This window comes from Rhizobium sp. P2_G2 (genome assembly GCF_056403555.1).
Map to the genome: position 1 here is coordinate 80,313 of NZ_JBFUFF010000003.1, position 22,844 is coordinate 103,156.

The window sequence follows — 22,844 nt, forward strand, 5'->3', positions numbered from 1 at the left end:
CAGCCGGCTTGACCGGAGCCCACCAGCGCAGAGGGTATGCGATGGGGATCGCGAACCACACCAAAGCCCCGACTGTGCTTGTTTCCGGCCGAGGACGTCCGTATGCCCATTGTCAAGACCGCAGCCATTCTGGCCGCCTCCATCCTCATGGCTGCCCCCGCTTTGGCCGCGGCCGAGGACACGAGCACCACACCCGCGGCCAAAGCCCAGAGCTTCCCGGCAATCCGCGTCGTCACGGTGCGTGAGCGGACGCTGACCGATCGGGTCATCGTCACCGGCACGATCCAGGCGGTGGAAGAAGTCTACGTTCAGCCGGAAGTCGATAGCTTGCAGATCGACAAACTCGACGCCGATGTCGGCGATGTCGTCAAAGCCGGACAGACACTGGCGACGCTTAAACAGGATTCGCTGATCCTGCAGAAGAGCCAGCTGCAGGCCAATCGCGCCAAGACGGTCGCCGTCGGCGCCCAGCTCGAAGCGCAGCTCGCCGAAGCCCAGGCCAATGAGCAGGAAGCCATCCGCCAGGCCGTCCGCGCCGAAAACCTGGTGAAAAGCGCCGCAGTACCGGTAAGCCAGGCCGAACAATTGCGTTCCGCCGCAACGGCCGCGACCGCCCGCGTCAACGCCGCCCGCCAGGGCATTCTCGCCAACGAGGCTGATGTGAAGGTGCTGGACGCGCAAATCAGCGATATAGACCTGAAACTCGCCCGCTCCGACGTCAAGACGCCGGTGGCCGGCGTGGTCTCGGCACGCACCGCCAAGATGGGCGCCAACGCGATGATGAATGCCGGCAGCCCGCTCTTCACCATCATCCGCGACAACGCCATCGAATTGAAGGCCGATGTCGCCGAAGGCGATCTGTTGAAGCTCAAGCCCGGCCAGACCGTGCATGTCTCTGTCGCCGGCACCTCGACGGAAGTCGACGGCAAGGTGCGCATGATCGATCCCGTGGTCGACGCCCAGACCCGTCTCGGTACAGTCAAGATCACCATCGAAGATCCGGCCGTTGCCCGCATCGGCATGTATGCCAGCGCCGAGATCATCATTTCCGAGCGCAAGGTCCTGTCGCTGCCGCTGACCGCCGTGACCGCGGAGAAGGAAGGCATGGACGTCCGCCGCGTCCAGGATAACCGCGTCGAGATGCGCAAGGTCGAGACCGGCGTCCAGGACGGTGACTATATCGAAATCTCCAAGGGCCTCGCCGCCAACGACGTCGTCGTCGAAAAGGCCGGCGCCTATGTCCGCGACGGCGACCGGATCACACCGGTGCCTGAGAAAACCGCGTCGAACTGACGGAGCAGAGGGTCATGAATTTTTCCGCCTGGTCCATTCGCAATCCCGTAGCACCCCTGCTGGCATTCTTCCTGCTGCTGCTGCTCGGGCTGTATTCGTTTTTCAACCTGCCGATCACGCGTTTCCCGAACATCGACGTGCCGATTGTCTCCGTGCAGGTCACGCAGGCTGGCGCCGCACCGGCCGAGCTTGAAACACAGGTCACACGCGAGGTGGAAGACGCAGTCGCCGGCATTGCCGGCGTTGACTATATCCAGTCCACCGTCAACGACGGCGTTTCTACGACGCTGATCATGTTCAAGATCGAAGTGCCTTCGGACAAGGCGCTGCAGGACGTCAAGGACCAGGTCGACCAGATCCGTTCAGATCTGCCGGCGACCTCCGACACGCCGCTGGTCACCAAGATCGAAGTCGAAAGCCAGGCGATCCAGACCTTTGCCATTTCCTCACCTAACATGACGCTCGAGGAGCTCTCCTGGTTCGTCGACGACACCATCAAGCGCGCCCTGCAGGGCAAGCCCGGCGTCGGTCGCATCGACCGCTTCGGCGGCGCTGACCGCGAGGTGCATATCCAGCTCAACCCAGCCAAGCTCAATTCCTACGGCATCACCGCCGTCGACGTGAACAAGCAGCTGCGCAACACCAATGCCGACATAGGCTCCGGCCGTGGCCAGCTCGCCGGCTCCGAACAGGCGATCCGTACGCTTGGCGACACGCGCGACGTGAAAGCCCTGGCGAATACGACGATTGCCGTCGGCAACAATCGCTTCGTCAAGCTCTCGGATCTCGGCACGGTCGTAGACACCTATAAGGAGCCGACCTCTTTTTCGCGCTTCAACGGCAATCCCGTCGTCTCCTTTGCCGTGTTCCGCTCGAAGGGCGCCTCGGAAGTAACGGTGGCGGAGTCGGTTAAGACAGCGCTGGCGGGTGTCACCGCCAAGCATCCCGAGGTCAATCTCCAGCTCGTCGACGATTCCGTCTATTTCACCTATGGCAACTATGAAGCGGCCATCGATACGCTGGTCGAAGGCGCCGTACTGGCTGTCATCGTTGTCTTCCTGTTCCTGCGCAATTGGCGTGCGACGCTCATCTCGGCGGTGGCCCTGCCGCTCTCGGCGATCCCGACTTTCTGGATCATGTCGATGCTGGGCTTTTCGCTCAACCTGGTGAGTTTTCTCGCCATGACGTTGGCGACCGGTATTCTGGTCGATGACGCCATCGTCGAGATCGAGAATATCGCGCGGCATATCAAGATGGGCAAAACGCCCTATCGCGCCGCCATCGAAGCCGCCGACGAAATCGGCCTCGCAGTCATCGCCACGAGCTTCACCATCATCGCGGTCTTCGCGCCGGTGTCGTTCATGGGCGGTATTCCCGGCCAGTATTTCATCCAGTTCGGCCTGACAGTCGCCATAGCCGTGTTCTTCTCGCTCGCCGTGGCGCGCCTGATCACACCGCTGATGGCCGCCTATCTCATGCGTGCCTCCGACGCCAACCTGGACCATGACGGCCATGACAGCGAAGGCCCCCTGATGCGCGCTTACACGGCTGCGGTCAGCGCAGTTACGAGGAGATGGTACGGCCGCTACGGCACGTTCCTCGGCTCCATAGCGCTTATCATCGGCTCTTTCTTTCTGCTTTTGCAGGTGCCGGGCAGCTTCATGCCGCCGGAAGATTCCGGCCGTATAACCCTGTCGGTCGAGCTGCCGCCCAGTGCCGGTCTTACCGACACCGACGCAACGACGACTGAGGTCTACAATCGCATCAAGAACCTGCCCGGTATCGAGAATATCTATATCCTCGGCGGTTCTTCGCCGAAGGGCGATCTCGAACTGCGCCGCGGCTCGATCTACGTCAATCTGAAGAAGATCGAGCATTCACTGCCGAAGAAGCTGGTCAACGACATCTTCACCAAGCTGCCCGTCATCGGCCAGTACATTCCGAAAATGACCGAGCACGGCCGCACTGTCCCACAATGGACGATCGAATCGGAGATCTTCAAGCGTGTCGCCGACATTCCGGATGTGCGTATCCTGAAGCTCAACGATCGCGGCGACCAGGATATCACCTATAACTTCACCTCGGCCAATGCCGACGACCTCGACGCGGCCACTGCCGTGCTCGAAGCCAAGCTGCGCCAGCAGCCGCAACTGCAGAATGTCGGCACCGAAGGTGCCCTGCCCCGTTCGGAAGTCCAGATCAAGCCCGATCCGGTGCGCATGGCCCGTCTCGGCATCACCACGCAGCAGGTGTCCGACCTCGTCCGCGTCGCAACTATCGGCGATGTCGATACGGCGCTTTCCAAGGTCTATCTGGACGATCGCATGATCCCGGTCCGCGTGCAGCTCGACCTTGCGGTCCGCCGCAACATGGCCGCGATCAAGGCTCTCAAAGTACCGACCGCCAGCGGCGCCACCGTGCCCCTGGAATCGGTCGCCGACATCCGCTACTCGGAAGGCCCGAGCGTGATCAAGCGCTACGACCGCAACCGCGTCGTGACGCTGGGCGCCAGCCTGCCGCCCAGCGTGGCGCTGGACACCGCCACCAAGGCCTTCGACGTGGCGGTCAAGCAGGCCAAACTGCCGCCCAACGTGCAGAAGCTCGAAAGCGGCGACACCAAGATCCAGACGGAAATGTTTCTGGGCTTTATCAAGGCCATGCTCCTTGGCGTCCTGCTGGTCTTCGGCGTGCTGATCCTGCTGTTCAAGGATGTGATCCAACCGATTACCATCCTGTACTCGCTGCTGCTTGCGACCGGCGGCGTGGCGATCGCGCTGCTCGTCACCCACAATGCGCTCTCCATGCCTGTGCTGATCGGTATCCTGATGCTGATGGGCATCGTCGCCAAGAACGCCATCCTGTTGGTCGACTTCGCCATCGAGATGATGCATCGGGGCATGAAGCGGACGGAGGCGATGGTCGAAGCCGGCCGCAAGCGCGCCCGGCCGATCATCATGACCTCGATCGCCATGTCGGCCGGCATGCTGCCCTCGGCGCTCGGCGTCGGCGAAGGCGGCGCCTTCCGTGCTCCGATGGCGATCGCCGTCATGGGCGGCATCATCGTCTCGACTGTTCTGTCCCTTATCGTCGTGCCGGCCGTCTTCCTGGTCATGGACGACCTGTCGTGGCTGCTCGGCTGGATCTTCGGCCGTATGTTCGGCAAGAAGGAAGAGGAGCAGGAAGCGCTGGAGAATGAAGAGCTGACCCGCATCCTTGGCGAAAACAGCCGCACGCTGTCGTCGCTCGAGGAAAGGCTGCAGTCGCTGGAAATGGACAAGGCCGCCGTCGAGCCGAAAACGACGCACGCGCGGCCGCAGCGCGCGGCCGCAAATGACATCCAGGAAAAGCCCCTGGCCGCGGAATAGCCTGCCCCATCCTCAAACCACGCGTAAAAAACCCGGCACAATGCCGGGTTTTTTCATTTTATTGCCGGAAAAGGCCGAGCAATTTGATCCTCATCAAATTTTTCTCCGACGCTTCAGGGTATTATGACGCCATAACTCAGGCGCGCCCGGAGGTACGAATGAACAAGGTATTGAGGATGAATCTCCGCGACAGGGATATTTTACAGTCGACACCGCTGCTGGCTGGGCTCAATCCCAGTCTGGTCAAAAGGATTCTCGACGGCGTGGTGATCTTCAGCGCCGAGGCGCGTGACCTTCTGTTCCGCGAAGGCGTTGCGGCCGACTGCTTCTATGTCGTGATCGCCGGCTATGTCAGGCTTTACCGGACCGGCCTGGACGGCAAGGAAGCGGATACCGGCGTGTTCGGCCCCGGCGACGTTTTTGGCCAATGCGCCATGTTCCTCAGCGACCGCCACACATTCAACGCCCAGGCTGCCGAACCCTCGACACTGGCTCGTTTCGACTATGCCAAGATCCGCCACATCATGGCGGAGGAGCCGGAACTGTCGCTGTCGCTGATGAACATCATGGCCCGGCACCTCAATGACGCCCGCATGAATGTCGCCAATGACCGGCTGCATACGGCGCCGCAGCGCGTCGCGCGCTACCTGCTCGAACTTTCGCATAACCAGGGCGACGGACACGCCAATTCCTTCCGGCTGCCATTCCAGAAGAGCCTGCTGGCGGGCAAGCTCGGCCTGGCGCCCGAAGCGCTGTCGCGCGCCTTCTCGCTCCTCAAGAACTCGGGCGTAACCATCCGCGGCCGGGTCATCCAGATCAGCGACGCAGAAGCGCTGCGCAAAATATAACGCTTGTTACCCCTCTTCCCTCCAAGCCCTGCCCTTTACCCCGGCAGGGCTTTTTTTGCACGCCACGCTGTCACGACAATTTCATCTCTTCTGTCAACGTAAGCATGCGCCCGTCGCAGTGCTCGATTGAAAGCTTGTCCAGTTCGACATTTTCCAGGCATCGCACATTCACGCTATACCCCTCCGGCTTGAGATCGTGCCGAATTCACGGCAGGCTGAGCTTTGCCATGCGGCCGCCGTCGATGGTCCAGACCTGGCCGGTGACGAAGCCGGCTTCCGGCGAGGCGAGCCAGGCGACAAGGGCTGCCACCTCTTCCGGCTTGCCGGTGCGGCCGACCGGATGGATGCGGCCGATCTCGCGGCGGAACGCGGCCGGGTCCGGCATGCTCTCGATGAAGTCCATGTTGAGATCCGTATCGATCCAGCCGGGTGCGACCGCGTTGCAACGCACGCCCTCGGCCCCGTGATCGATGGCGACGGCGCGGGTCAACCCGTGCAGGCCGGATTTCGAGGCGCAATAGGCCGCGTGCTTCGGGTTCGAACCCAGCCCCTCGATGGAGCCGATATTGACGATGGCGCCCTTTGCCGCTCTCAGATGCGGCATCGCCGCCTTGATCAGCATGAAGGGCGTGGTGAGGTTGACGGCGATATTGCGCTCCCAATCGGCAAGCGACATATCCTCGACCAGCGCTTCCTGCATCATGCCCGCATTGTTGACGAGCACGTCGAGCCGCCCCGCCCGAGCCACCACTGCGTCCACGGCCTTACCGGCGGAAGCCGGATCGGTGAAATCGGTCGGAATACTCTCGAACTCAGCGTCCTCCCCACGCTGGGCGGTGAAGACGCGCGCGCCTTCTTCCCCGAGCCGCCGGGCAATCGCCTGGCCGATGCCGGAGCGCCCACCTGTCACCAGTGCAATCTTGCCGTCGAAGCGCATCAGCCCACCGCCTTTCCGCCATTGATCTCGACCAACGAGCCGCACATGTAGCGCGCGGCATCGGAGGCGAGGAAGAGCACGACGTCGGCAATATCTTCCGGCTCGGCGATGCGGCCGATCGGCACGGTCTTGCCAAGTTCGGCGACCGCCGTATCCGGATCGAAGCCACGCTTGATGAAGCCGGTGCGCAGCATGGGCGTATTGACCTCATTCGGACAGACGGCGTTGATGCGAATGTTCTGGTGCGCGTGGTCCATGCCCATGCACTGGGTCAGCGAGGCGATTGCCGCCTTGGTCATGCAGTAGACCGCATGGTTCGGGCCCGGACGAAGGCCCCAGCAGGAGGCGGTGTTGACGATCGCCCCGCCGCCGCGTGCGGCAAGCAGCGGAATGGCGGCGCGGCTGACCCGGAACGGCGCCTGGACATTGACGCCCACGGACAGGTCCCAGTCGGCATCGGTTGTTTCGGTCACCTTGCCGCGGGTGATCACGCCGGCATTGTTGACGACGATGTCGAGCCCGCCAAGCGCGTCGAAGGCCGCCTGGGGCAAGCCATCGGCATAGGATGCCTCCAGAAGGTTGCCCGGCAGATGGGCATCGGCCTCGACTGCCGACACGTCGCGGTCGGCCACGGCCACCCGCGCGCCCTCGGCACGAAGCTGTGTGACGATAGCGGCGCCAATACCGCCGGCAGCGCCGGTGACGAGAGCCAGTTTCCCTGAAAATCTCATGTTACGCTCCAAATGTCGGTTTAGAAGCTGGCGACCGGGTTGCCGAAGATGCCTTCATCGGGCGTCACGCCAAGACCAGCACCCTTCGGCAGTGCGATATGACCGCCTTCGATCCGAACGCCGTTCTTTCTGTCGTAATGGCCTTCTATGTAGGGCGAAGCAATCCACACCCCTTCGCAGTTTTTGGGGTTGATCGTCGCACCTGCCTGCGTGCAGGCGGCATTGATGACATCCCCGCCCCAAGCGTCATCGCATGTATGCGGAAGGTTGCGGGCGGCGCAGATGTCGCGAAAGGTCGCGAAATTGTGCAGGCCACCGATGCGCGTCACCTTCATGCCGAAGCCGTCGACGAGCCCGGTGCCGACAGCCGTGATGACGGTTGCGAGATTGACGCTGTTTTCATCCATGTAGATGCCGTGCTGGACCTGCGGCCGGATCTTCTGCAGGTCTTCGATCGTGTTGCACGGCTGCTCCATGATGAAGGGAATGTCAGAGCATTCACGGCTGATGCGCAGCGCATCCCGCGTGGTCCAGCCGCGATTGGCATCAACGGCAAGCCGCATGCCGGATTTTCCGATGACTTCCCAGACCTTGCGGACCACTGCGATATCGACCTCCACCGGCCGGCCGCCCACCTTGACCTGAAGACGGGGATAGCCTTCCTCCATCTTCTCGCGGGCGATACGGGCAATGTCATCCGGCGTGCCCACGCCGGTCGCGTAGTAGGATGGAACCTTGTCGGTAGCGGCACCGCCGAGCAACTGGGCCACGCTCAAACCCAGCTTCTTGCCGATCAGGTCGTGGGCCGCGATATCGATGGCTGCCTTGGCGTAGTTGTGGCCATTCAGCAGGCTCTCCATCTTGCGCTGGAGCGCCAGCGGCCAGATATCGGCGCCGACGAGCCCCGGCGCCATTTCCGTGAGTGCCGCGACGGCACCGGCGGCATGGGATTCGGCATAGGTCGGACCGACAGGACAGGTCTCGCCCCAGCCTTCGGTTCCGTCCTCGCCGACAAGCCGGACAAGCGTCGTCTTCAACGACCAGACCTGGGCATTCGCCATCGTATAGGGACCGTTTTTCACCGGCAGGTCGTGGCTATAGAGATGAACGTGTTTGATCTTCATGTTTCAAGACTCTCGGGAATTTCAAGGTTGGCGGAAGGGGTTCAGCCAATGCCCTCGGCTGCGAGCGCTGCTTTCGCCGCCCGAAGCGCCGCGGCACTGGCCCGGTCGCGCCCGTTGAGACGGGCCGTCTGCGTCATGCCCTCGTGAAGCAGGAAGAGCGTCTCTGCGAGCTGCTCGGTGTCCCGACCGGGCGCAATGGTCTGAAGGCGTCTGCGAAACTCGTCGGCGAGCCGAGCCTTGTGATCGATGACGACCGCGCGGATCGCTTCGCTGTCAGGATGTTCGGCCAGCGCATTGAGAAACAGGCAACCTGTATTGGCCACTTCGCGCAGCCAGTCGGCAAGGCGGATGATCGGATAAAGAACGTGGTCGACACCGTCCTGCGGCCCGCCGGCAAGCCAATCGAAATAGGTCTTGTCCCGGTATTCCAGCGCCCCCACCACCATCGCCTCGCGGCTGGGAAAATACTTGTAGAGCGTGCGCAGCGACACATCAGCGCCAGCCCGCAACGCTTCGACGCCCTGCTCGGCGAAACCTTGTTCGGCAAACTGCCGGTCGAGGTCGCCTGCGATTTTCTGTTTTGTCGTGTTCATGCCGACAATGGTAGAATGATCGCTCTACCATGCTGGTATCAAAACGACCCCCTTTGGTGAAAAAACGCATGGCTGGTGGCGAGACAGCTTAATGTGTGCATCGCCCTTGGAACGTCGCACCCTCGGGCGCCGACGTGACCAGCGCAAGGGTCAAAGATGCCCGCTGCCTTTCAAGGCGACTGCGAAAGTTGACAAAGGCGCGACCAGCGTCCGCGGCCGATCCCCGAGCGGTTCGGCGCCAAAGCTGGCATACCATTTCGCGGCCGGGTCGTTCTTCGCGTCGATGATCATCAGAACATCGCCGACGTCCTGTGTGCACGAATACATCGGAGTGCTGCCGCCAGCAGTAGCTGTCCGCCGAGCCCCCTGCCCACCACAAACAAAGACCTCTCCCCTCCCTTTGCCGGCCTCTACATGCGCGGCTGCGCACGCCGGCAGCCAGTCACGCTGCCAAACGAAGCTCGGCGGAACCAACTGAGATGCCTGCGTTTTCGCGTGGATTTTACGGCTCGTCACGATGAGGCTTCAACCATTTCACAGCCTTGAAACAATTGAAACGAATTTCACCGCGCCCGGACAACCGACTGAAACAAACAAGCATCAAACCCACCACCACGCAAAACAGACCGACACAAACCCAGAGGCATAACAATGACCGATGCAGTTCAGATAGGCATTTCGAACGATCAGTACGATATCAACGGCTCGGACACGACCTACCAGCTGGCATATGGAAAATACATTCTTCAAACCAAAGACGACGGTTTCGCGGGCATCAAGGAAAGTTCTGCATCCCAGAACAACACTATCCAGGTAGACGGAGCCGTGGGTTCGACCGGCGTTGCAGGACGTGGAGTGGACGGCAACATTTGCTCCTTGTAAATCAATGAATTACCGAGCAAATTGCCGTACCTGTTCAATTGGGACAGCAGAAACAGCCTTCGGATGACAGTTCGCCCTCAGCCGGAACCGCCCCTATGATTATCCCACTTATGTAAATTTGGAGGTTCAAATGCATCTTATGCGTAAGATATTGACTGGATTTGCTATTCTTATTTCGCTTTCGATCGCCGGCCCGGTTTTTGGCGCGGATGACGGGTTCAAGGCGTTCTGGGCTAAATTCACTGCCGCCATGGACAAGGGGGACGTGAAAACCACGGCGAAATTGATCAAGTTCCCACAGCCGATTGGCACACCCGACATAACAGCGGCAAACTTCGCTGACCGCTGGAAGGAGTTTCTGCCGCCAGAAGTCCGCAAGTGCCTCGCCAAAGCGAAGCCGGTCGCCGACAAGGACGCGGATGGCAAACCCTACTACGCCGCCACATGCGACGAAGAGTACTATGTCTTCAGCAAGACCGGCGATCGGTGGCTGTTGAGCGATATTGGACCGAATGATTGAGGCTTGATGTGCTTAGGTGATTGCTGTGCGAACTATCACCGGGCGCGGCGTGCTCGCACGGGTGTCATTTCGCCCCGAGCCGGAACCGACCCCAATAAGCGGCGCCACTTATCGCGAGGTGATCGACCCGCGCACCAAGTTCGCCTTCCCCCGTGTCGTCTCGCTCCCGGGCGGCGGCGATATCGCGCCGGTCAATGCCATGCTCGACCAGCGGCGCTGGGCTACCAACTTCGTCGGCTTTGAGTGCCTCGGCAGAGACTATCGCAGCGGTGGTTGGATGCCTATCCCGTTCGGGACTGGCGGCGCCTCGCTGGGCGGGATCGATCAAGACCGCATCTCGATTGACTATCTCAGCGACACGGTGATGACCATCCGCCAGGCCGGCCGCAGTTCTTGCGGCGGAGGGGCACCCGACGACGGCACCAGCTACTACACCTACGACGTCCGCGCGGGTCGTGCCCTCGATCCCAGCCAAATTTTCAAGGACTGGGACGCCGCCAGAAACGCTCCGACTCAGCCATTGATCGACTGGGTCATCGCGGCCTATCGCAAGGCATCCGATTACGATGCCGATCGTACCGCCGGGTGCGTAACCAACGACAATATGACCGAGGGTCTCGATGTCAGCTTTGCCCAGGACGATGTTGCGGTATTCTTCATCGGCGATATCGAGGATACCGGCTGCATGGGAGCCATCGTCTCCGTCCCGCTGGCCGATATCAAAAACCTGCTAACCGACAAAGCTGTCGATTATTTTCCGTCGCTGAAACCCTGAGGAACGATAGGTATCAGATATCGGCAGTGATCCGTCCAAGGTCATTTGCCCTGAATTCCGCTCTTGTGCGTCGGCGTGCTCAGGCGAGTGGGACAAAATCGCCGGATCGCTTTTTTGATTTGACGCCGGGTCGATAAGGGTAACATTAGCGACCGGTGCTTTGCCCAACGGCATGGCGCCGATCTGTCTATCGTCCCGGAGAACTCATATGAAGGACATCGGACTCAGATTCTCGTCAGCGGCCGTCATGCTGCTGGTGGTTTCTTCCACCGCGTCGCTCGCAATCGATCACGGCAATACGACGACCCAGCGCCTGCATGCCGTGAAGAGCGAGAAAGCGTCACTGTGGAACGCTCACTATAATGGTTGCAACGCCGGCGAAGATCCGCCTCCCGGCACCAACTGCTCGAACTGATCACGAAGCAGGTTCGGGAAAAGTGTCCCACGGTTTTCCGACAGAACCTGCGACAAGACAAAGGACTCTCAGCGGATGAATCGCCGGCTTGCCGACGAAAGTCCGCTTTGATCGGCATCCGCTTGCACAAGGATTGATGGGAAGCGGATCGAGGAATAGGCCTGCTCCCGAAAGTATCGATGATATCCGCCGCAGCGGATGCGCCTGGTTGCTGAACCAGCGACGCTTTCGGGAGCGGCAGCAAGGGGCACCGTATCGTGCAGCCGCCGCGTCCTTGCTGTCGTCGAGATCGGTATTCCGATCTCGCTTCACTTTCTCCCGCTCCTCCCCCGGCGACAGCGCTGGCGACGCCGCAAAAAAATGCTCGGGGGTCTTGAAAATCAGGTCGAAATTACGACTTGGATATAGGGGAAATGTGTCATTTTAGACCATCTCTATAGAGTGTGTTATTCGCGCAACGCCAAAGGCGTTTAGCGGTTTCCTGCGGCCAATTAATATGGCCCCCTGATTGTTCGCGATTTCTCGAAATGTTAGGCGTGGGTCGAGATCAGTTGTTACTGTCTCGCACGCACAAGGATCCGGACAGGGGTAGCCGCCTGGCGGCAAGGCCCGGACCCTGATCGAATTATTACTGGAGATCATCCCATGACAATCAAGAGCCTTTTGCTCGGCTCGGCAGCCGCATTGGCAGTCGTGTCCGGCGCTCAGGCCGCCGACGCCGTCGTTGCCGCGCAACCGGAACCGATGGAATATGTTAAAGTCTGCGATGCCTATGGCACCGGCTTTTTCTACATTCCGGGCACCGAGACCTGCCTCAGGATCGGTGGTGAACTGCGCTACGAGAAGCGCTTTTCCAAGGTAGGCGGTGAGTCGGCCACTTACGACAACCACGGCCGCGTCAAGTTGGACGTCGAAGCCAAGAATGATTCTGAATGGGGCACGGTCTACAGCTGGGTTCGCATCCAGGGCGATGAAATCAACAATGGCCAGGATGCTGCCGGTACTCCTGGCGACAACGGCACCGACGCGCTGAAGTGGTACTACATCTTCGGCATCGGCGGCCTGGAATTCGGCAATTTCGACAGCCAGTGGCAGAAGTTCTTCGGCTATGGCGGCTTCACCGACGATGGCGGTTTTTACTATTCGAACGACAATTTCCCGGATTCACGCCAGTATATCAGCTACACCGCGGAATTCGGTTCGCTGAAGGCTTATGTCTCGCTCGATAACGACGCCGATGAATACAATTCGCCTGAAGAGCACAATACAAGCGACTTCTGGGATGTGACCAAGGACACCAACGCTCCGCGGAAGGGCCATAAATACATGCCCGACGTCGAAGCCGGCGTATTGGACACGTTCGGCGACTGGCAGGTTGCCGGCGGCGTGGGCTATGACGAATCCGACAAGACCGTCGCCTTCAAGGGTCTGATTGYCGGTCAGTTCGGCATGTTCGGCGTCCGTTTCATGCCGATGTATTCCTACAGCAACCAGAACATCTTCTTCAACTATGACGGCTTCAGCGCCATCCTCGGCCTGCAGGCCAAGGTCACCGACACGATCACGCTGTCGAACGACCTCCAGTTCTGGGATGACGGCTCGTGGCGCCTGGTTGGTGACGTGAGCTGGCAGGTGGCTTCCGGCTTCTCCGTCCTGGTCGAAGGCATCTATGGCGATCCCCATGACGGCCCGAAGACCAAAACCGGCCTCCTCCGCTTCCAGCGGTCGTTCTGATCGTATGACAATAAGCGGCAGCCCGACAGGCTGCCGCCTTCTTCCATTGCGCATGTCTTTATCCCGAAACCGGTTCCCACTGTCGGGAGACATGCGTTAGCCTTGGATGCGAACGCACTGACCTCCAGTCGTCGCGCCAGAGCCCGGTTCGTCCTCCCTGCCGAACCGGGCTTCTGGGCGTTCTGAAGAGATTGTCTTTTATGCAGGCGATCGCGCACCCGAGGCGTAGCGCTCGGCCCATAAGACGCAAACATTCATGGAAAAAGTGCCCACGTGAACGCGGCGCATAAGAGAAATGGTGCGATCCACGACAGCCGATGGATGATTCGATCCCGGGTGCCTACAAAGTAGGTGGGCGCCATGTGTTCCAGCCCACGAGCCGGAATAGGGACAGCTCCCATAAGATCGAGTATGGCCCCTGGGTATATTTGAAATCCTGTCGGGGCGCGCAGACCGCCTTCGTTATATAGTTCGAATCCGGCTAAAACAAAAGGGCGAACATCGACAATTCACCGGTGTCGTGAGAACCGGGCAGTTCGCTGTAGCCAGGAAACCTCAAGTCTCGTCCGGCGTGCCGTTGAGCTTGGCGGAAATCGCCTTCACCTGGGTGGTGAGCTCGGTCAGCATGCTTGCCACCGCCTCGTCGTTGCGTTCGGCCGCGACGGCGGCGCCATCCTGATTCTTGCGCAGGCTCGCGAGCTCTGCTTCCAGCGCCGTCCGTTGGCGGTTGGCCTCGTGCAATTCGTCCATGATCATGATCGAGGCCATGACCGTCACCCGGAGGTCGCCGATCTCGCCGAACTGACGCTTGAGATGGCCGACATATTGGTCGAAATTCTGGGCAAGCCCCATCAGGTGCTCTTCCTGGCCTTCCTCGCATGCCATGCGATAGGCCTTGCCATCGATCGTCACTGTTACCTGGGCCATGGGACCTGCGCTTTCAGTTGCTTCAGCGGTCGAGGACGGCGCGAATGGTTTCCATGGCGGTCACCAGACGTCGCGACACTTCGCGATTGACTTCCTCGAGGCGGTTGGCGCGGAATTCCGCCTGGTCGAGCTCCTGGGCAAGACGGGAACGGTCGGCATGCGTACGCCGAACCTCGCCTTCGAGCTCGGCTGAATCGTGCTCGCGCTCGAAGCGCAGGTCGACCGCCCGGTCGAGTTCACCGAGCGCCCTGCGAAGGTCTTCGATCGCCGCTTTGACTGCTGCCCCTGCCGGCATTGTCCTCGTCGTCCATGAGTGGGCGAATCGTCACTGCTCCGCCGCATTCCGCCAATATCAATTCTATGGGAAGCCCAGAGCTCCCGTCAATCAAAAGAAGTGGAGAAAAATCAGGCAATTCTGTGGAAGAGTTGCAGTTCTGCATTGCCTTCCCCAAATCTCTTCACTGCACCGGCTTTGGCAGGGCGGCACAAATTTTCCGCAGTGCACGCACAAAGCCTGTGCGTATTTGTTGACAGAGCCGGTCCAACTGCTATGTCTCGCCTGCTTTACCGGCAGTCTCCCGCTGACTGCCGCCTGAAAAAACTCCGGAGCCGGCGAAAGACATGATCTCACGCGAAACACATGACCGGATGGCAAATGCGATCCGTTTCCTTGCCATGGATGCCGTTGAGAAGGCAAATTCGGGCCATCCCGGCCTGCCGATGGGCGCCGCTGATGTGGCGACCGTGCTGTTCACCCGCTACCTGAAATTCGATCCGAAGGCGCCGCACTGGCCCGACCGCGACCGTTTCATCCTCTCGGCCGGCCACGGCTCGATGCTGCTCTATTCGCTGCTCTATCTCACCGGTTACGAGGATATGGGCATCGAGGACTTGAAACAGTTCCGCCAGCTGCATTCCAAGACCGCCGGCCATCCGGAATATGGTCACGCCACCGGCATCGAGACGACCACCGGTCCGCTCGGCCAGGGCCTCGGCAATTCGGTCGGCTTCGCCCTTGCCGAGCGCAAGCTGCGCGAGGAATTCGGCGAGGACCTGCAGAGCCATTATACCTATGTGCTGTCCGGCGACGGCTGCCTGATGGAAGGCATCAGCCAGGAGGCGATCGCGCTGGCCGGTCACCTCAAGCTCAACAAGCTGATCGTCTTCTGGGACAACAATTCGATCACCATCGACGGCGCCGTGTCGCTGTCGGACTCGACCGACCAGATCGCCCGTTTCCAGGCGGTGCATTGGAACACGATCGCCGTCGACGGCCATGATCCGGAAGCGATCGCCGCGGCCATCGAAGCCGCGCACAAGTCGGACAAGCCGACGCTGATCGCCTGCAAGACGACCATCGGCTTCGGCGCCCCCAACAAGCAGGGCACCCATAAGGTGCATGGCTCGCCGCTTGGCGCCGACGAGATCGCCGCCACCCGTGTGGCGCTCAACTGGCCCTATCCGGCCTTCGAAATCCCGCAGGACATTCTCGACACGTGGCGCCAGGCCGGTGCCCGTGGCGCTTCCGTCCACAAGGAATGGGAAAACCGTCTGAACGGCTCTGCCAACAGGGCTGAGTTCTCGCGCCGCTTCGCCGGCGATCTGCCGGAAGCGCTCGGCCCCGCCGTCAAGGCATTCAAGCAGAAGCTCGCCGAGACCAAGCCGACGGTCGCCACCCGCAAGGCGTCGGAAGATGCGCTGGAAGTGATCAACGGCATCGTCATCGAGACGATCGGCGGCTCCGCCGACCTGACGCCGTCGAACAACACCAAGACCAGCCAGATGAAGGAAATCACACCGACCGATTTCTCCGGCCGGTACATGCATTACGGCATCCGTGAGCATGAAATGGCCTCTGCGATGAACGGCATCGCGCTGCATGGCGGCCTGATCCCCTATGGCGGCGGCTTCCTGATCTTCTCCGACTACTGCCGCCCGCCGATCCGGCTGGCCTCGCTGATGGGCATCCGCGTCATCCACGTGCTGACGCATGACTCGATCGGCCTTGGCGAAGACGGCCCGACCCACCAGCCGGTGGAACAGCTCGCCGCTCTGCGCGCCATTCCGAACATGGTGATGCTGCGTCCGGCCGATGCCATGGAAACCATGGAGTGCTGGGAAATCGCGCTTGCCGCCAAGGACCATCCGACCGGCCTGGCGCTGACCCGCCAGAATCTGTCGGCCGCCCGCACCAGCTATTCGGACGAAAACCTGTCGGCCAAGGGCGCCTATGTGCTGCATGAAGACGCCAATGCCCAGGTATCGATCTTCGCTTCCGGTTCGGAAGTCGAGATCGCGCTGAAGGCCAAGGATCTGCTCGCCGGCAAGGGCATTGCCGCCCGCGTCATCTCGGTGCCGGGCGTGGCCCTGTTCGACAGGCAGCCGGCCGAATACCAGGCCGCCGTCCTCGGCAATGCCAAGGTCAATGTCGGCGTCGAAGCGGCTGTCCGCCAGGGCTGGGATCACCTGATCGGCCGCGACGGCGTGTTCATCGGCATGCATGGCTTCGGCGCCTCGGCACCGTATAAGGCGCTCTACGAACATTTCGGCATCACGCCGGAACATGTCGCGGATGCCGCTGCGGCAAAGCTTGCATAAATCGATTAAATACGTTTGATACAGCTCTGTAACGACGGAGCTGACGGAAAGAGCTGGAGAGAAACATGGTCGTCAAGGTTGGTATCAATGGGTTTGGCCGCATTGGCCGTAACGTGCTGCGCGCTATCATCGAGTCGGGCCGCACCGACATCGAGGTCGTCGCACTCAACGATCTCGGTCCGGTCGAGACCAATGCTCATCTGATGCGCTATGACTCGGTGCATGGCAAATTCCCGGGCACTGTCACCGTTTCGGGCGACACGATCGATGTCGGCCGCGGCCCGATCCGCGTCACCGCGGTCCGCGATCCCAAGGAACTGCCGTGGTCGGATGTCGATATCGCGCTCGAATGCACCGGCATCTTCACCAGCAAGGACAAGGCCGCCGCGCATCTCGCCAACGGCTCCAAGCGCGTGCTGGTGTCCGCTCCCTGCGACGGCGCCGACAAGACGATCGTTTATGGCGTCAACCACAGTGCGCTGACCAAGGACGACGTCGTCGTCTCCAACGCTTCGTGCACCACCAACTGCCTGGCTCCGGTTGCCGCCGTGCTCAGCAAGACCTTCGGCATCGAGAAGGGTTACATGACCACGATCCATGCCTATACCGGCGACCAGCCGACGCTGGATACGATGCACAAGGACCTTTATCGTGCCCGCGCTGCAGCCTTGTCGATGATCCCGACCTCCACCGGCGCTGCCAAGGCCATCGGCCTGGTTCTGCCGGAACTGGCGGGCAAGCTCGACGGCTCGTCGATCCGCGTGCCGGTGCCGAATGTCTCGGTCGTCGACCTCAAGGTGATCACCAACAAGGCCGCCACTGCCGAAGAAGTCAACGCCGCGATGAAGGCCGCTGCCGAAGGCGAACTCAAGGGCATTCTCGCCTATACGGACGAGCCGCTGGTTTCGAGCGACTTCAACCATGACAGCCATTCGTCGAGCTTCGCCTCGGCCCAGACCAAGGTCATGGGCGGCAATCTCGTGCGCATCCTGACCTGGTACGACAACGAATGGGGCTTCTCCAACCGCATGGGCGACACCGCGGTGGCGATGAGCAAGCTCATCTGAACACGCAGTCGATATTCAGCGATCGCTGGATGCAGAGGGGCGGGTGAAAACCCGCCCCTTCTTCATGATATGGGTTTGATCTGACCGCGTTCGATTGAGAGCATGTCGCCCGAAAGCGGTCACCGGTTTGGGTACAACGACATGTGAAAACAAAGAGATAAAGCGCGTCTCCTGAATCCGGCAATACGCGACGCGCTCTATTGGGTCGCTGAGCCCCAAGCCGAGGCGCCGGCAACTTGTGCGCAGCCATAGCCGCGTCGATCACTATGCGACGTTCTGCGCACGACTTTCCTGGTTTTTGGCCTTGCGGTGATAGTAATTGAAGACAATGGCGCGGCCGACCTGCATCGGCGTGCTCGGTCTCCGCTTCGCCTCCGTGTCGGCGGTCGAAATGACCTCTCCATCGTCACCTCGAGATGATATGACCGGCGCCGCGCTCTCTCCAGTGCCGGCCCGCTGCCATATCCGATCTTTTATTCTCAACAGCGGAGAGATGAACGCACCGAAGAGTGTGTTGAATTGCTGCAAGTCGGCGTCGCTATACCCCGATATCCCGTAAATTATTTCCTCGCCTCTTGCCGGCTTGTAACCCGTGTTGAACATCCAGTCGAAGATCGACAGGTTGTTGCCGAAATTCTTGTCCCAATGCTGCTCCAGCTTGCTGTGATGCACCTGGTGCATGTGAGGGCTGATAAGGATCGTGTCGAGCCAGCCGAAGCCAAGCGGAATGTGGGAATGTTTCAGGGGGCTGAGCGTCCAGAAATTGGTTATCTTGTTTGTGAACGCCTGCAGGGCAATTGCTTCGATAAAGCTGATCTTGAACAGGAACATCAAAATGCCGGCGGTCGGGCCGACGATGAGACCCGAAACAATTCCAGAATAGACCAGCGAGATCGAATGGTTGCGCCTTGATGTCAATGGGTTGATGAAATCCGCGGAGTGGTGAACTTTGTGCAGTTCCCACAGAACAGGTATTTTGTGCTCGGCATAGTGAACGATGTAATCAGACAGTTCGACTGCCAGTAATATTGCAACGAAGCAGATGAAAGCGGCGATATAGCTGAATTGGCCCGCCGTGTAATGCGGAGCAAAGCCGGACACCCATGTGGCGACGGCATTTGACACGAGGGCCATGACGATCAATCCGGGGAAATAGAAAACAGAATCCGTCGCCGCGTGTATAATATTCATCATTACATCCATGCGAAAGCTCTTTGAATGCAAGACGTCGAAGGGTACGCAATGCTTTAGCAAAGCCTTAAGAGAAAAGTTTTTGCGATTTCTTATCAGCTGAACCAGGAAACTTATGCTTCCGGCGCCGAAGAAAAAAATTCCAGTAATTAGAAGTTGAGAACAATTCATGAAATACTTGTATAAGTCTTCCATTACTTCTACTCCCTCTTCAACGCTACTACTTCTCTCGGAATTTCACGCGGTCGTTTTTTCTGTGTCCCGCCATTCTATGGTTAATTAATTGTATATATCATCGCTATAAAATCAACTCACGTTGGCGTGCAATACATAAATTTCTACATCCACGCGTATTCTGCGGCCTCTTGATGACACTGGTCGGGATCTGGCTTTCTCATCGGGCTTGGCAACCACCTGTTGATTTCTGCCAAGGCATGGTTGGATCACAGCGGCCAGTTAGACGTCCCGGTCGTTTGCCGTCATTGCCAAATCCCCCCGAGCAGCAGCCAGACCTTTCTTCCAATCGGCGCCCAAACGTCCGTCCTTGTCATTTCCATGTGACAAAGGCCTTATTCTCGTCCAATATGATCCTATTGATTTGGATGCCGGTTTGCGAACCGTGACGTCAAAAGCCGTTGCGGACTGAATATTGTCCGCGTCACGGAATTAATGATCAGTATATTTTTTAAGGACGGGCAGTTTATCGGTCCGCCGCGCTGAAACTATATGGAAGGGGCAGGGTTTGGATTCATTTTATCTGGTCGTCCTGGTCGGCACCGCGCTGGTGTTGCTCGCCGCCATATCCTCCCTGCTTGCCTTTCGCTTTGGAGCGCCGCTGCTTCTTCTTTTCCTGGCCGTCGGTTTGATCGCCGGCGTCGATGGTCTCGGCGTGGATTTCAGCGACAACAATGCTGCCTATATGCTGGGCTCGATAGCGCTTGCCGTCATCCTGTTCGATTCCGGCTTCGGCACGCCGTTCAAGGCGTTCCGGCATGCGGCAGCGCCGGCCATGGCGCTGGCCTCAGTGGGCGTGGTGATCACCTCGGGCCTGTTCGGCCTTGCGGCCATGATGCTCCTGAAGTTCAGCCTGATCGAAAGCCTGCTTATCGGTGCAATCGTCGCCTCCACCGATGCGGCTGCGGTATTCTTCCTGCTCCGGGTCGGCGGCATCAATATCCGCGACCAGATCACCTCGACGCTGGAAGTGGAGTCGGGCACCAACGACCCGATGGCGATCTTCCTCACCGTCACCCTGGTCGAACTGGCAGCCGCCGGCAAGGGACTGTCCGGCCTTGATATCGGCGTGCTCATGTCTTTCTTCGAGGAAATGGGCATCGGCCTGGTCACCGGCATAGCCGGCGGCTGGCTGATCGTCACGGCGGCCAATCGCTTCGACCAGGACCGCGGCCTGGCGCCGATCCTGGTGCTGGCGCTGGCGCTGCTGGTCTTTTCAATCACCGGCGCCGTGCATGGCAGCGGCTTCCTCGCCGTCTATGTCGCGGGCCTGGTGGCCGGCAATCGCCAGATCCAGTCGAAGATCGCCATCAAGCGTTTCCAGGAGGGCATGACATGGCTGGCGCAGATCGTCATGTTCGTCTCGCTCGGCCTGCTCGCCACGCCGTCGCAGTTCGATGTCATCGCGCTGCCGGCCGTCGTCCTCGGCCTGTTCCTGGTCTTCGTCGCCCGGCCGCTGGCGGTCTGGCTCTGCCTGCTGCCGTTCGACTTCGCCCAGAAGGAGATCACCTTCGTTGCCTGGGTAGGCCTGCGCGGCGCGGTCTCGATCCTCTTGTCGATCCTGCCGATCCTGAGCAAGCTCAAAATGGGCCAGGAAATTTTCAACGTCACCTTCATCGTCGTACTGGTCTCACTGGTGGTCCAGGGCTGGACGATCAAGCCGGTGGCGCGGCGGCTCGGTCTGTTGATCCCGAAGCAGACGGGCGAGGTCGACCGTCTCGAGGTCGATCTTCCCCGCGCCGCCAATCACGAGCTCGTCTCCTATCGTGTCATCCATGACAGCCCGGTGGTGAGGGGGACGCGCATTCCCCGCTGGGCAACGCCGTCGCTGGTGATCCGCGACGGCCATTCGCTGCGCTACCAATATGCCGGGCGGCTCAGGGAACACGACCTCGTCTATATCTTCACCGTTCCGACCCTGATCCATCTCCTCGACCGGCTGTTTGCCAGCCGTGCGGAACTCAGCGCCGACGACGAGGATTTCTTCGGCACGTTTGCCATCTCGCCGAACCGGCCCGCCACCGAGCTCGACGCGGCTTACGGCCCCGGCCTGCTCATGGAAAACGAAAAGGCGATGACCATCGGCGAGCTGATCATCAGCCGGCTCGGCGGCCGGGTCGATTATGCCGACCGCATCCGCTTCGGCTCGATCATCCTGATCGTCCGCGATATCGACGAGAACAATCACATCGCCGCCGTCGGCATGTCGATGGAGGCAGTGGCGCCGCCGAAGACGCTGCCGATCTTCTTAAACCTGCATGAAATTTCGGACCGTATCCGCGAGCGTTTTCGCCGCGCCTGAGCCCTCCATCCGACGCGGAAAGAAAGCTTGAATCCGTAAAAGGGCGGTGTATGGTCGCGCCGAATTATTCGTCCTCTCTCAATGGATTTCCGCCATGGCTCAATTCAAAACCCTCGACGATCTCGGCGATATCAAAGGCAAGCGCGTGCTGGTGCGCGTCGACCTCAACGTGCCCGTCAAGGACGGCAAGGTGACGGATTCCACCCGCATCGAGCGCGTCGCCCCGACGATCCGGGAATTGGCCGACAAGGGCGCCAAGGTCATCCTGCTTGCCCATTTCGGCCGGCCGAAGGGCGGACCGGAGGCGGAATTCTCGCTCTCCACCATCCGCGCCGATGTCGAGGCGGTGCTCGACCGCGACGTCCGTTTTGCCGATGACTGCATCGGCGACGTGGCCGAAGTCGCGGTCGACGATCTGCCGAATGGCGGCATTCTGATGCTCGAAAACACCCGCTTCCACAATGGCGAGGAGAAGAACGATCCGGATTTCGTCAAGGCGCTGGCGGCCAATGGCGATATCTATGTCAACGACGCCTTCTCGGCCGCGCATCGCGCCCATGCTTCGACCGAGGGGCTTGGACACAAGATGCCGGCTTATGCCGGCCGCACCATGCAGGCCGAGTTGGAAGCACTGGAACAGGGCCTCGGCAATCCGAAGCGGCCCGTCGTCGCCATTGTCGGCGGCGCCAAGGTGTCGACCAAGATCGACCTGCTGCAGAACCTGGTGAAGAAGGTCGACGCGCTGGTGATCGGCGGCGGCATGGCCAACACCTTTGTCGCTGCGCAAGGCGTGAATGTCGGCAAGTCGCTTTGCGAACATGACCTTGCCGACACCGCCCGCAAGATCATGCAAGAAGCTGAGAAAGCCGGTTGCGCCATCGTGCTGCCGGTCGACGGCGTCGTCGCCCGCGAGTTCAAGGCCGGTGCCGCCAACGAAACGGTGGCGATCGACAAGATCCCCTCCGACGCCATGATGCTCGATGTCGGCCCGAAATCGGTCGAGGCGGTCAAGCAATGGATCGGCAAAGCCGAGACGCTGGTCTGGAACGGCCCGCTCGGCGCCTTCGAAATCGCCCCCTTCGATGCGGCAACGGTTGCCGTGGCGAAATTCGCGGCCGACGAGACCAAGGCCGGCAAGCTCGTCTCCGTGGCGGGCGGCGGCGATACGGTGTCGGCGCTCAACCATGCCGGCGTCGCCGACGATCTCTCCTATGTGTCGACGGCCGGCGGCGCCTTCCTCGAATGGATGGAAGGCAAGCCATTGCCGGKCGTCGATGTTTTGAAGGCCCAGAAATAATGACCGAATGG

The 22,844-nt window shown here is 60.3% G+C and carries 19 protein-coding genes, 1 other RNA gene and 1 pseudogene; 12 read left to right on the plus strand and 9 right to left on the minus strand.

Annotated elements, in window-relative coordinates:
• The first annotated feature begins 102 nt into the window (after positions 1-102).
• From AC1D06_RS04020 to AC1D06_RS04030, 3 genes are all read left to right on the plus strand, one after another.
• On the plus strand, positions 103-1,293 hold the full coding sequence (locus AC1D06_RS04020) for an efflux RND transporter periplasmic adaptor subunit (protein WP_477985156.1): 1,191 nt from the start codon (positions 103-105) through the stop codon (positions 1,291-1,293).
• A 14-nt stretch (positions 1,294-1,307) separates the two neighbouring features.
• Positions 1,308-4,658 (plus strand): efflux RND transporter permease subunit, encoded by a 3,351-nt coding sequence (locus AC1D06_RS04025; RefSeq protein ID WP_477985158.1) that lies wholly within the window; start codon positions 1,308-1,310, stop codon positions 4,656-4,658.
• A 158-nt stretch (positions 4,659-4,816) separates the two neighbouring features.
• Positions 4,817-5,506 (plus strand): Crp/Fnr family transcriptional regulator, encoded by a 690-nt coding sequence (locus tag AC1D06_RS04030; protein ID WP_477877108.1) that lies wholly within the window; start codon positions 4,817-4,819, stop codon positions 5,504-5,506.
• A gap of 205 nt (positions 5,507-5,711) precedes the next feature.
• Here AC1D06_RS04030 and AC1D06_RS04035 read toward each other — a convergent pair whose 3' ends face one another.
• From AC1D06_RS04035 to AC1D06_RS04055, 5 genes and pseudogenes are all read right to left on the minus strand, one after another.
• Positions 5,712-6,443 (minus strand): SDR family NAD(P)-dependent oxidoreductase, encoded by a 732-nt coding sequence (locus tag AC1D06_RS04035; RefSeq protein ID WP_477877107.1) that lies wholly within the window; start codon positions 6,441-6,443, stop codon positions 5,712-5,714.
• Positions 6,443-7,174: an SDR family NAD(P)-dependent oxidoreductase gene (locus AC1D06_RS04040; protein WP_477877106.1), complete on the minus strand. Its 732-nt coding sequence runs from the start codon at positions 7,172-7,174 to the stop codon at positions 6,443-6,445. The genes AC1D06_RS04035 and AC1D06_RS04040 overlap by 1 nt, the downstream gene beginning before the upstream one ends.
• Before the next feature lie 20 nt (positions 7,175-7,194).
• Entirely contained in the window at positions 7,195-8,298 is a 1,104-nt protein-coding gene (locus AC1D06_RS04045; RefSeq protein WP_477985160.1) for a mandelate racemase/muconate lactonizing enzyme family protein, read from the minus strand.
• Positions 8,299-8,339: 41 nt separating this feature from the next.
• Complete coding sequence (locus tag AC1D06_RS04050; protein WP_477877104.1) at positions 8,340-8,891, minus strand: TetR/AcrR family transcriptional regulator; 552 nt, start codon at positions 8,889-8,891, stop codon at positions 8,340-8,342.
• A 150-nt stretch (positions 8,892-9,041) separates the two neighbouring features.
• Positions 9,042-9,268 (minus strand): annotated as a pseudogene (locus AC1D06_RS04055) (GNAT family N-acetyltransferase); the annotation flags it as partial.
• 274 nt (positions 9,269-9,542) lie between these two features.
• On the opposite strand from AC1D06_RS04055, the gene AC1D06_RS04060 reads away from it, so the two are divergent.
• From AC1D06_RS04060 to AC1D06_RS04080, 5 genes are all read left to right on the plus strand, one after another.
• Positions 9,543-9,773, plus strand: coding sequence for a hypothetical protein (locus AC1D06_RS04060; RefSeq protein ID WP_477985162.1), 231 nt, complete (start codon positions 9,543-9,545; stop codon positions 9,771-9,773).
• A gap of 139 nt (positions 9,774-9,912) precedes the next feature.
• Entirely contained in the window at positions 9,913-10,293 is a 381-nt protein-coding gene (locus AC1D06_RS04065) for a hypothetical protein (protein WP_477985164.1), read from the plus strand.
• Positions 10,294-10,342: 49 nt separating this feature from the next.
• Positions 10,343-11,068 (plus strand): hypothetical protein, encoded by a 726-nt coding sequence (locus AC1D06_RS04070; RefSeq protein ID WP_477985166.1) that lies wholly within the window; start codon positions 10,343-10,345, stop codon positions 11,066-11,068.
• 208 nt (positions 11,069-11,276) lie between these two features.
• Positions 11,277-11,483 carry a hypothetical protein gene (locus AC1D06_RS04075; RefSeq protein ID WP_477985168.1) on the plus strand — a complete coding sequence of 69 codons (207 nt, stop codon included), beginning with the start codon at positions 11,277-11,279 and terminating at the stop codon, positions 11,481-11,483.
• Positions 11,484-12,128: 645 nt separating this feature from the next.
• The gene (locus AC1D06_RS04080; protein ID WP_477985170.1) at positions 12,129-13,217 is read left to right on the plus strand and encodes a porin; all 1,089 of its coding nucleotides are present in this window, start codon (positions 12,129-12,131) and stop codon (positions 13,215-13,217) included.
• Positions 13,218-13,515: 298 nt separating this feature from the next.
• Here the strand turns inward: AC1D06_RS04080 and ssrS are convergent.
• The 3 genes from ssrS to AC1D06_RS04095 all read right to left on the minus strand — a co-directional run bounded on the left by ssrS (position 13,516) and on the right by AC1D06_RS04095 (position 14,439).
• Positions 13,516-13,675, minus strand: a non-coding RNA gene (ssrS, locus tag AC1D06_RS04085) — 6S RNA.
• 97 nt (positions 13,676-13,772) lie between these two features.
• Complete coding sequence (locus AC1D06_RS04090) at positions 13,773-14,144, minus strand: cell division protein ZapA (RefSeq protein WP_477877098.1); 372 nt, start codon at positions 14,142-14,144, stop codon at positions 13,773-13,775.
• A 22-nt stretch (positions 14,145-14,166) separates the two neighbouring features.
• On the minus strand, positions 14,167-14,439 hold the full coding sequence (locus AC1D06_RS04095; RefSeq protein WP_477877097.1) for a DUF4164 domain-containing protein: 273 nt from the start codon (positions 14,437-14,439) through the stop codon (positions 14,167-14,169).
• A 326-nt stretch (positions 14,440-14,765) separates the two neighbouring features.
• Between AC1D06_RS04095 and tkt the strand changes: the two genes are divergently transcribed.
• Together tkt and gap are read left to right on the plus strand one after the other, a co-directional pair.
• Positions 14,766-16,742, plus strand: a complete 1,977-nt coding sequence (tkt, locus tag AC1D06_RS04100) for a transketolase (RefSeq protein ID WP_477985172.1) — start codon at positions 14,766-14,768, stop codon at positions 16,740-16,742.
• Positions 16,743-16,807: 65 nt separating this feature from the next.
• Positions 16,808-17,809 (plus strand): type I glyceraldehyde-3-phosphate dehydrogenase, encoded by a 1,002-nt coding sequence (gene gap, locus AC1D06_RS04105; protein ID WP_477877095.1) that lies wholly within the window; start codon positions 16,808-16,810, stop codon positions 17,807-17,809.
• A gap of 264 nt (positions 17,810-18,073) precedes the next feature.
• Here the strand turns inward: gap and AC1D06_RS04110 are convergent, their stop codons facing one another.
• Complete coding sequence (locus AC1D06_RS04110; protein WP_477877094.1) at positions 18,074-19,195, minus strand: sterol desaturase family protein; 1,122 nt, start codon at positions 19,193-19,195, stop codon at positions 18,074-18,076.
• Between the two features lie 547 nt (positions 19,196-19,742).
• Between AC1D06_RS04110 and AC1D06_RS04115 the strand changes: the two genes are divergently transcribed.
• Complete coding sequence (locus tag AC1D06_RS04115; RefSeq protein ID WP_477985174.1) at positions 19,743-21,536, plus strand: potassium/proton antiporter; 1,794 nt, start codon at positions 19,743-19,745, stop codon at positions 21,534-21,536.
• A gap of 94 nt (positions 21,537-21,630) precedes the next feature.
• A complete protein-coding gene (locus AC1D06_RS04120) occupies positions 21,631-22,833 on the plus strand; it encodes a phosphoglycerate kinase (protein WP_477985176.1) in 1,203 nt (400 codons plus the stop codon).
• Positions 22,834-22,844: the final 11 nt, after the last annotated feature.

What these genes read in the sequence shown, in the direction of transcription:
- AC1D06_RS04020 (WP_477985156.1), top strand. Translation starts at nt 103, where the DNA reads ATGCCCATTGTCAAGACCGCAGCCATTCTGGCCGCCTCCATCCTCATG.
- AC1D06_RS04025 (WP_477985158.1), top strand. Translation starts at nt 1,308, where the DNA reads ATGAATTTTTCCGCCTGGTCCATTCGCAATCCCGTAGCACCCCTGCTG.
- AC1D06_RS04030 (WP_477877108.1), top strand. Translation starts at nt 4,817, where the DNA reads ATGAACAAGGTATTGAGGATGAATCTCCGCGACAGGGATATTTTACAG.
- AC1D06_RS04035 (WP_477877107.1), bottom strand. Translation starts at nt 6,443, where the DNA reads ATGCGCTTCGACGGCAAGATTGCACTGGTGACAGGTGGGCGCTCCGGC.
- AC1D06_RS04040 (WP_477877106.1), bottom strand. Translation starts at nt 7,174, where the DNA reads ATGAGATTTTCAGGGAAACTGGCTCTCGTCACCGGCGCTGCCGGCGGT.
- AC1D06_RS04045 (WP_477985160.1), bottom strand. Translation starts at nt 8,298, where the DNA reads ATGAAGATCAAACACGTTCATCTCTATAGCCACGACCTGCCGGTGAAA.
- AC1D06_RS04050 (WP_477877104.1), bottom strand. Translation starts at nt 8,891, where the DNA reads ATGAACACGACAAAACAGAAAATCGCAGGCGACCTCGACCGGCAGTTT.
- AC1D06_RS04060 (WP_477985162.1), top strand. Translation starts at nt 9,543, where the DNA reads ATGACCGATGCAGTTCAGATAGGCATTTCGAACGATCAGTACGATATC.
- AC1D06_RS04065 (WP_477985164.1), top strand. Translation starts at nt 9,913, where the DNA reads ATGCGTAAGATATTGACTGGATTTGCTATTCTTATTTCGCTTTCGATC.
- AC1D06_RS04075 (WP_477985168.1), top strand. Translation starts at nt 11,277, where the DNA reads ATGAAGGACATCGGACTCAGATTCTCGTCAGCGGCCGTCATGCTGCTG.
- AC1D06_RS04090 (WP_477877098.1), bottom strand. Translation starts at nt 14,144, where the DNA reads ATGGCCCAGGTAACAGTGACGATCGATGGCAAGGCCTATCGCATGGCA.
- AC1D06_RS04095 (WP_477877097.1), bottom strand. Translation starts at nt 14,439, where the DNA reads ATGCCGGCAGGGGCAGCAGTCAAAGCGGCGATCGAAGACCTTCGCAGG.
- tkt (WP_477985172.1), top strand. Translation starts at nt 14,766, where the DNA reads ATGATCTCACGCGAAACACATGACCGGATGGCAAATGCGATCCGTTTC.
- gap (WP_477877095.1), top strand. Translation starts at nt 16,808, where the DNA reads ATGGTCGTCAAGGTTGGTATCAATGGGTTTGGCCGCATTGGCCGTAAC.
- AC1D06_RS04110 (WP_477877094.1), bottom strand. Translation starts at nt 19,195, where the DNA reads ATGGAAGACTTATACAAGTATTTCATGAATTGTTCTCAACTTCTAATT.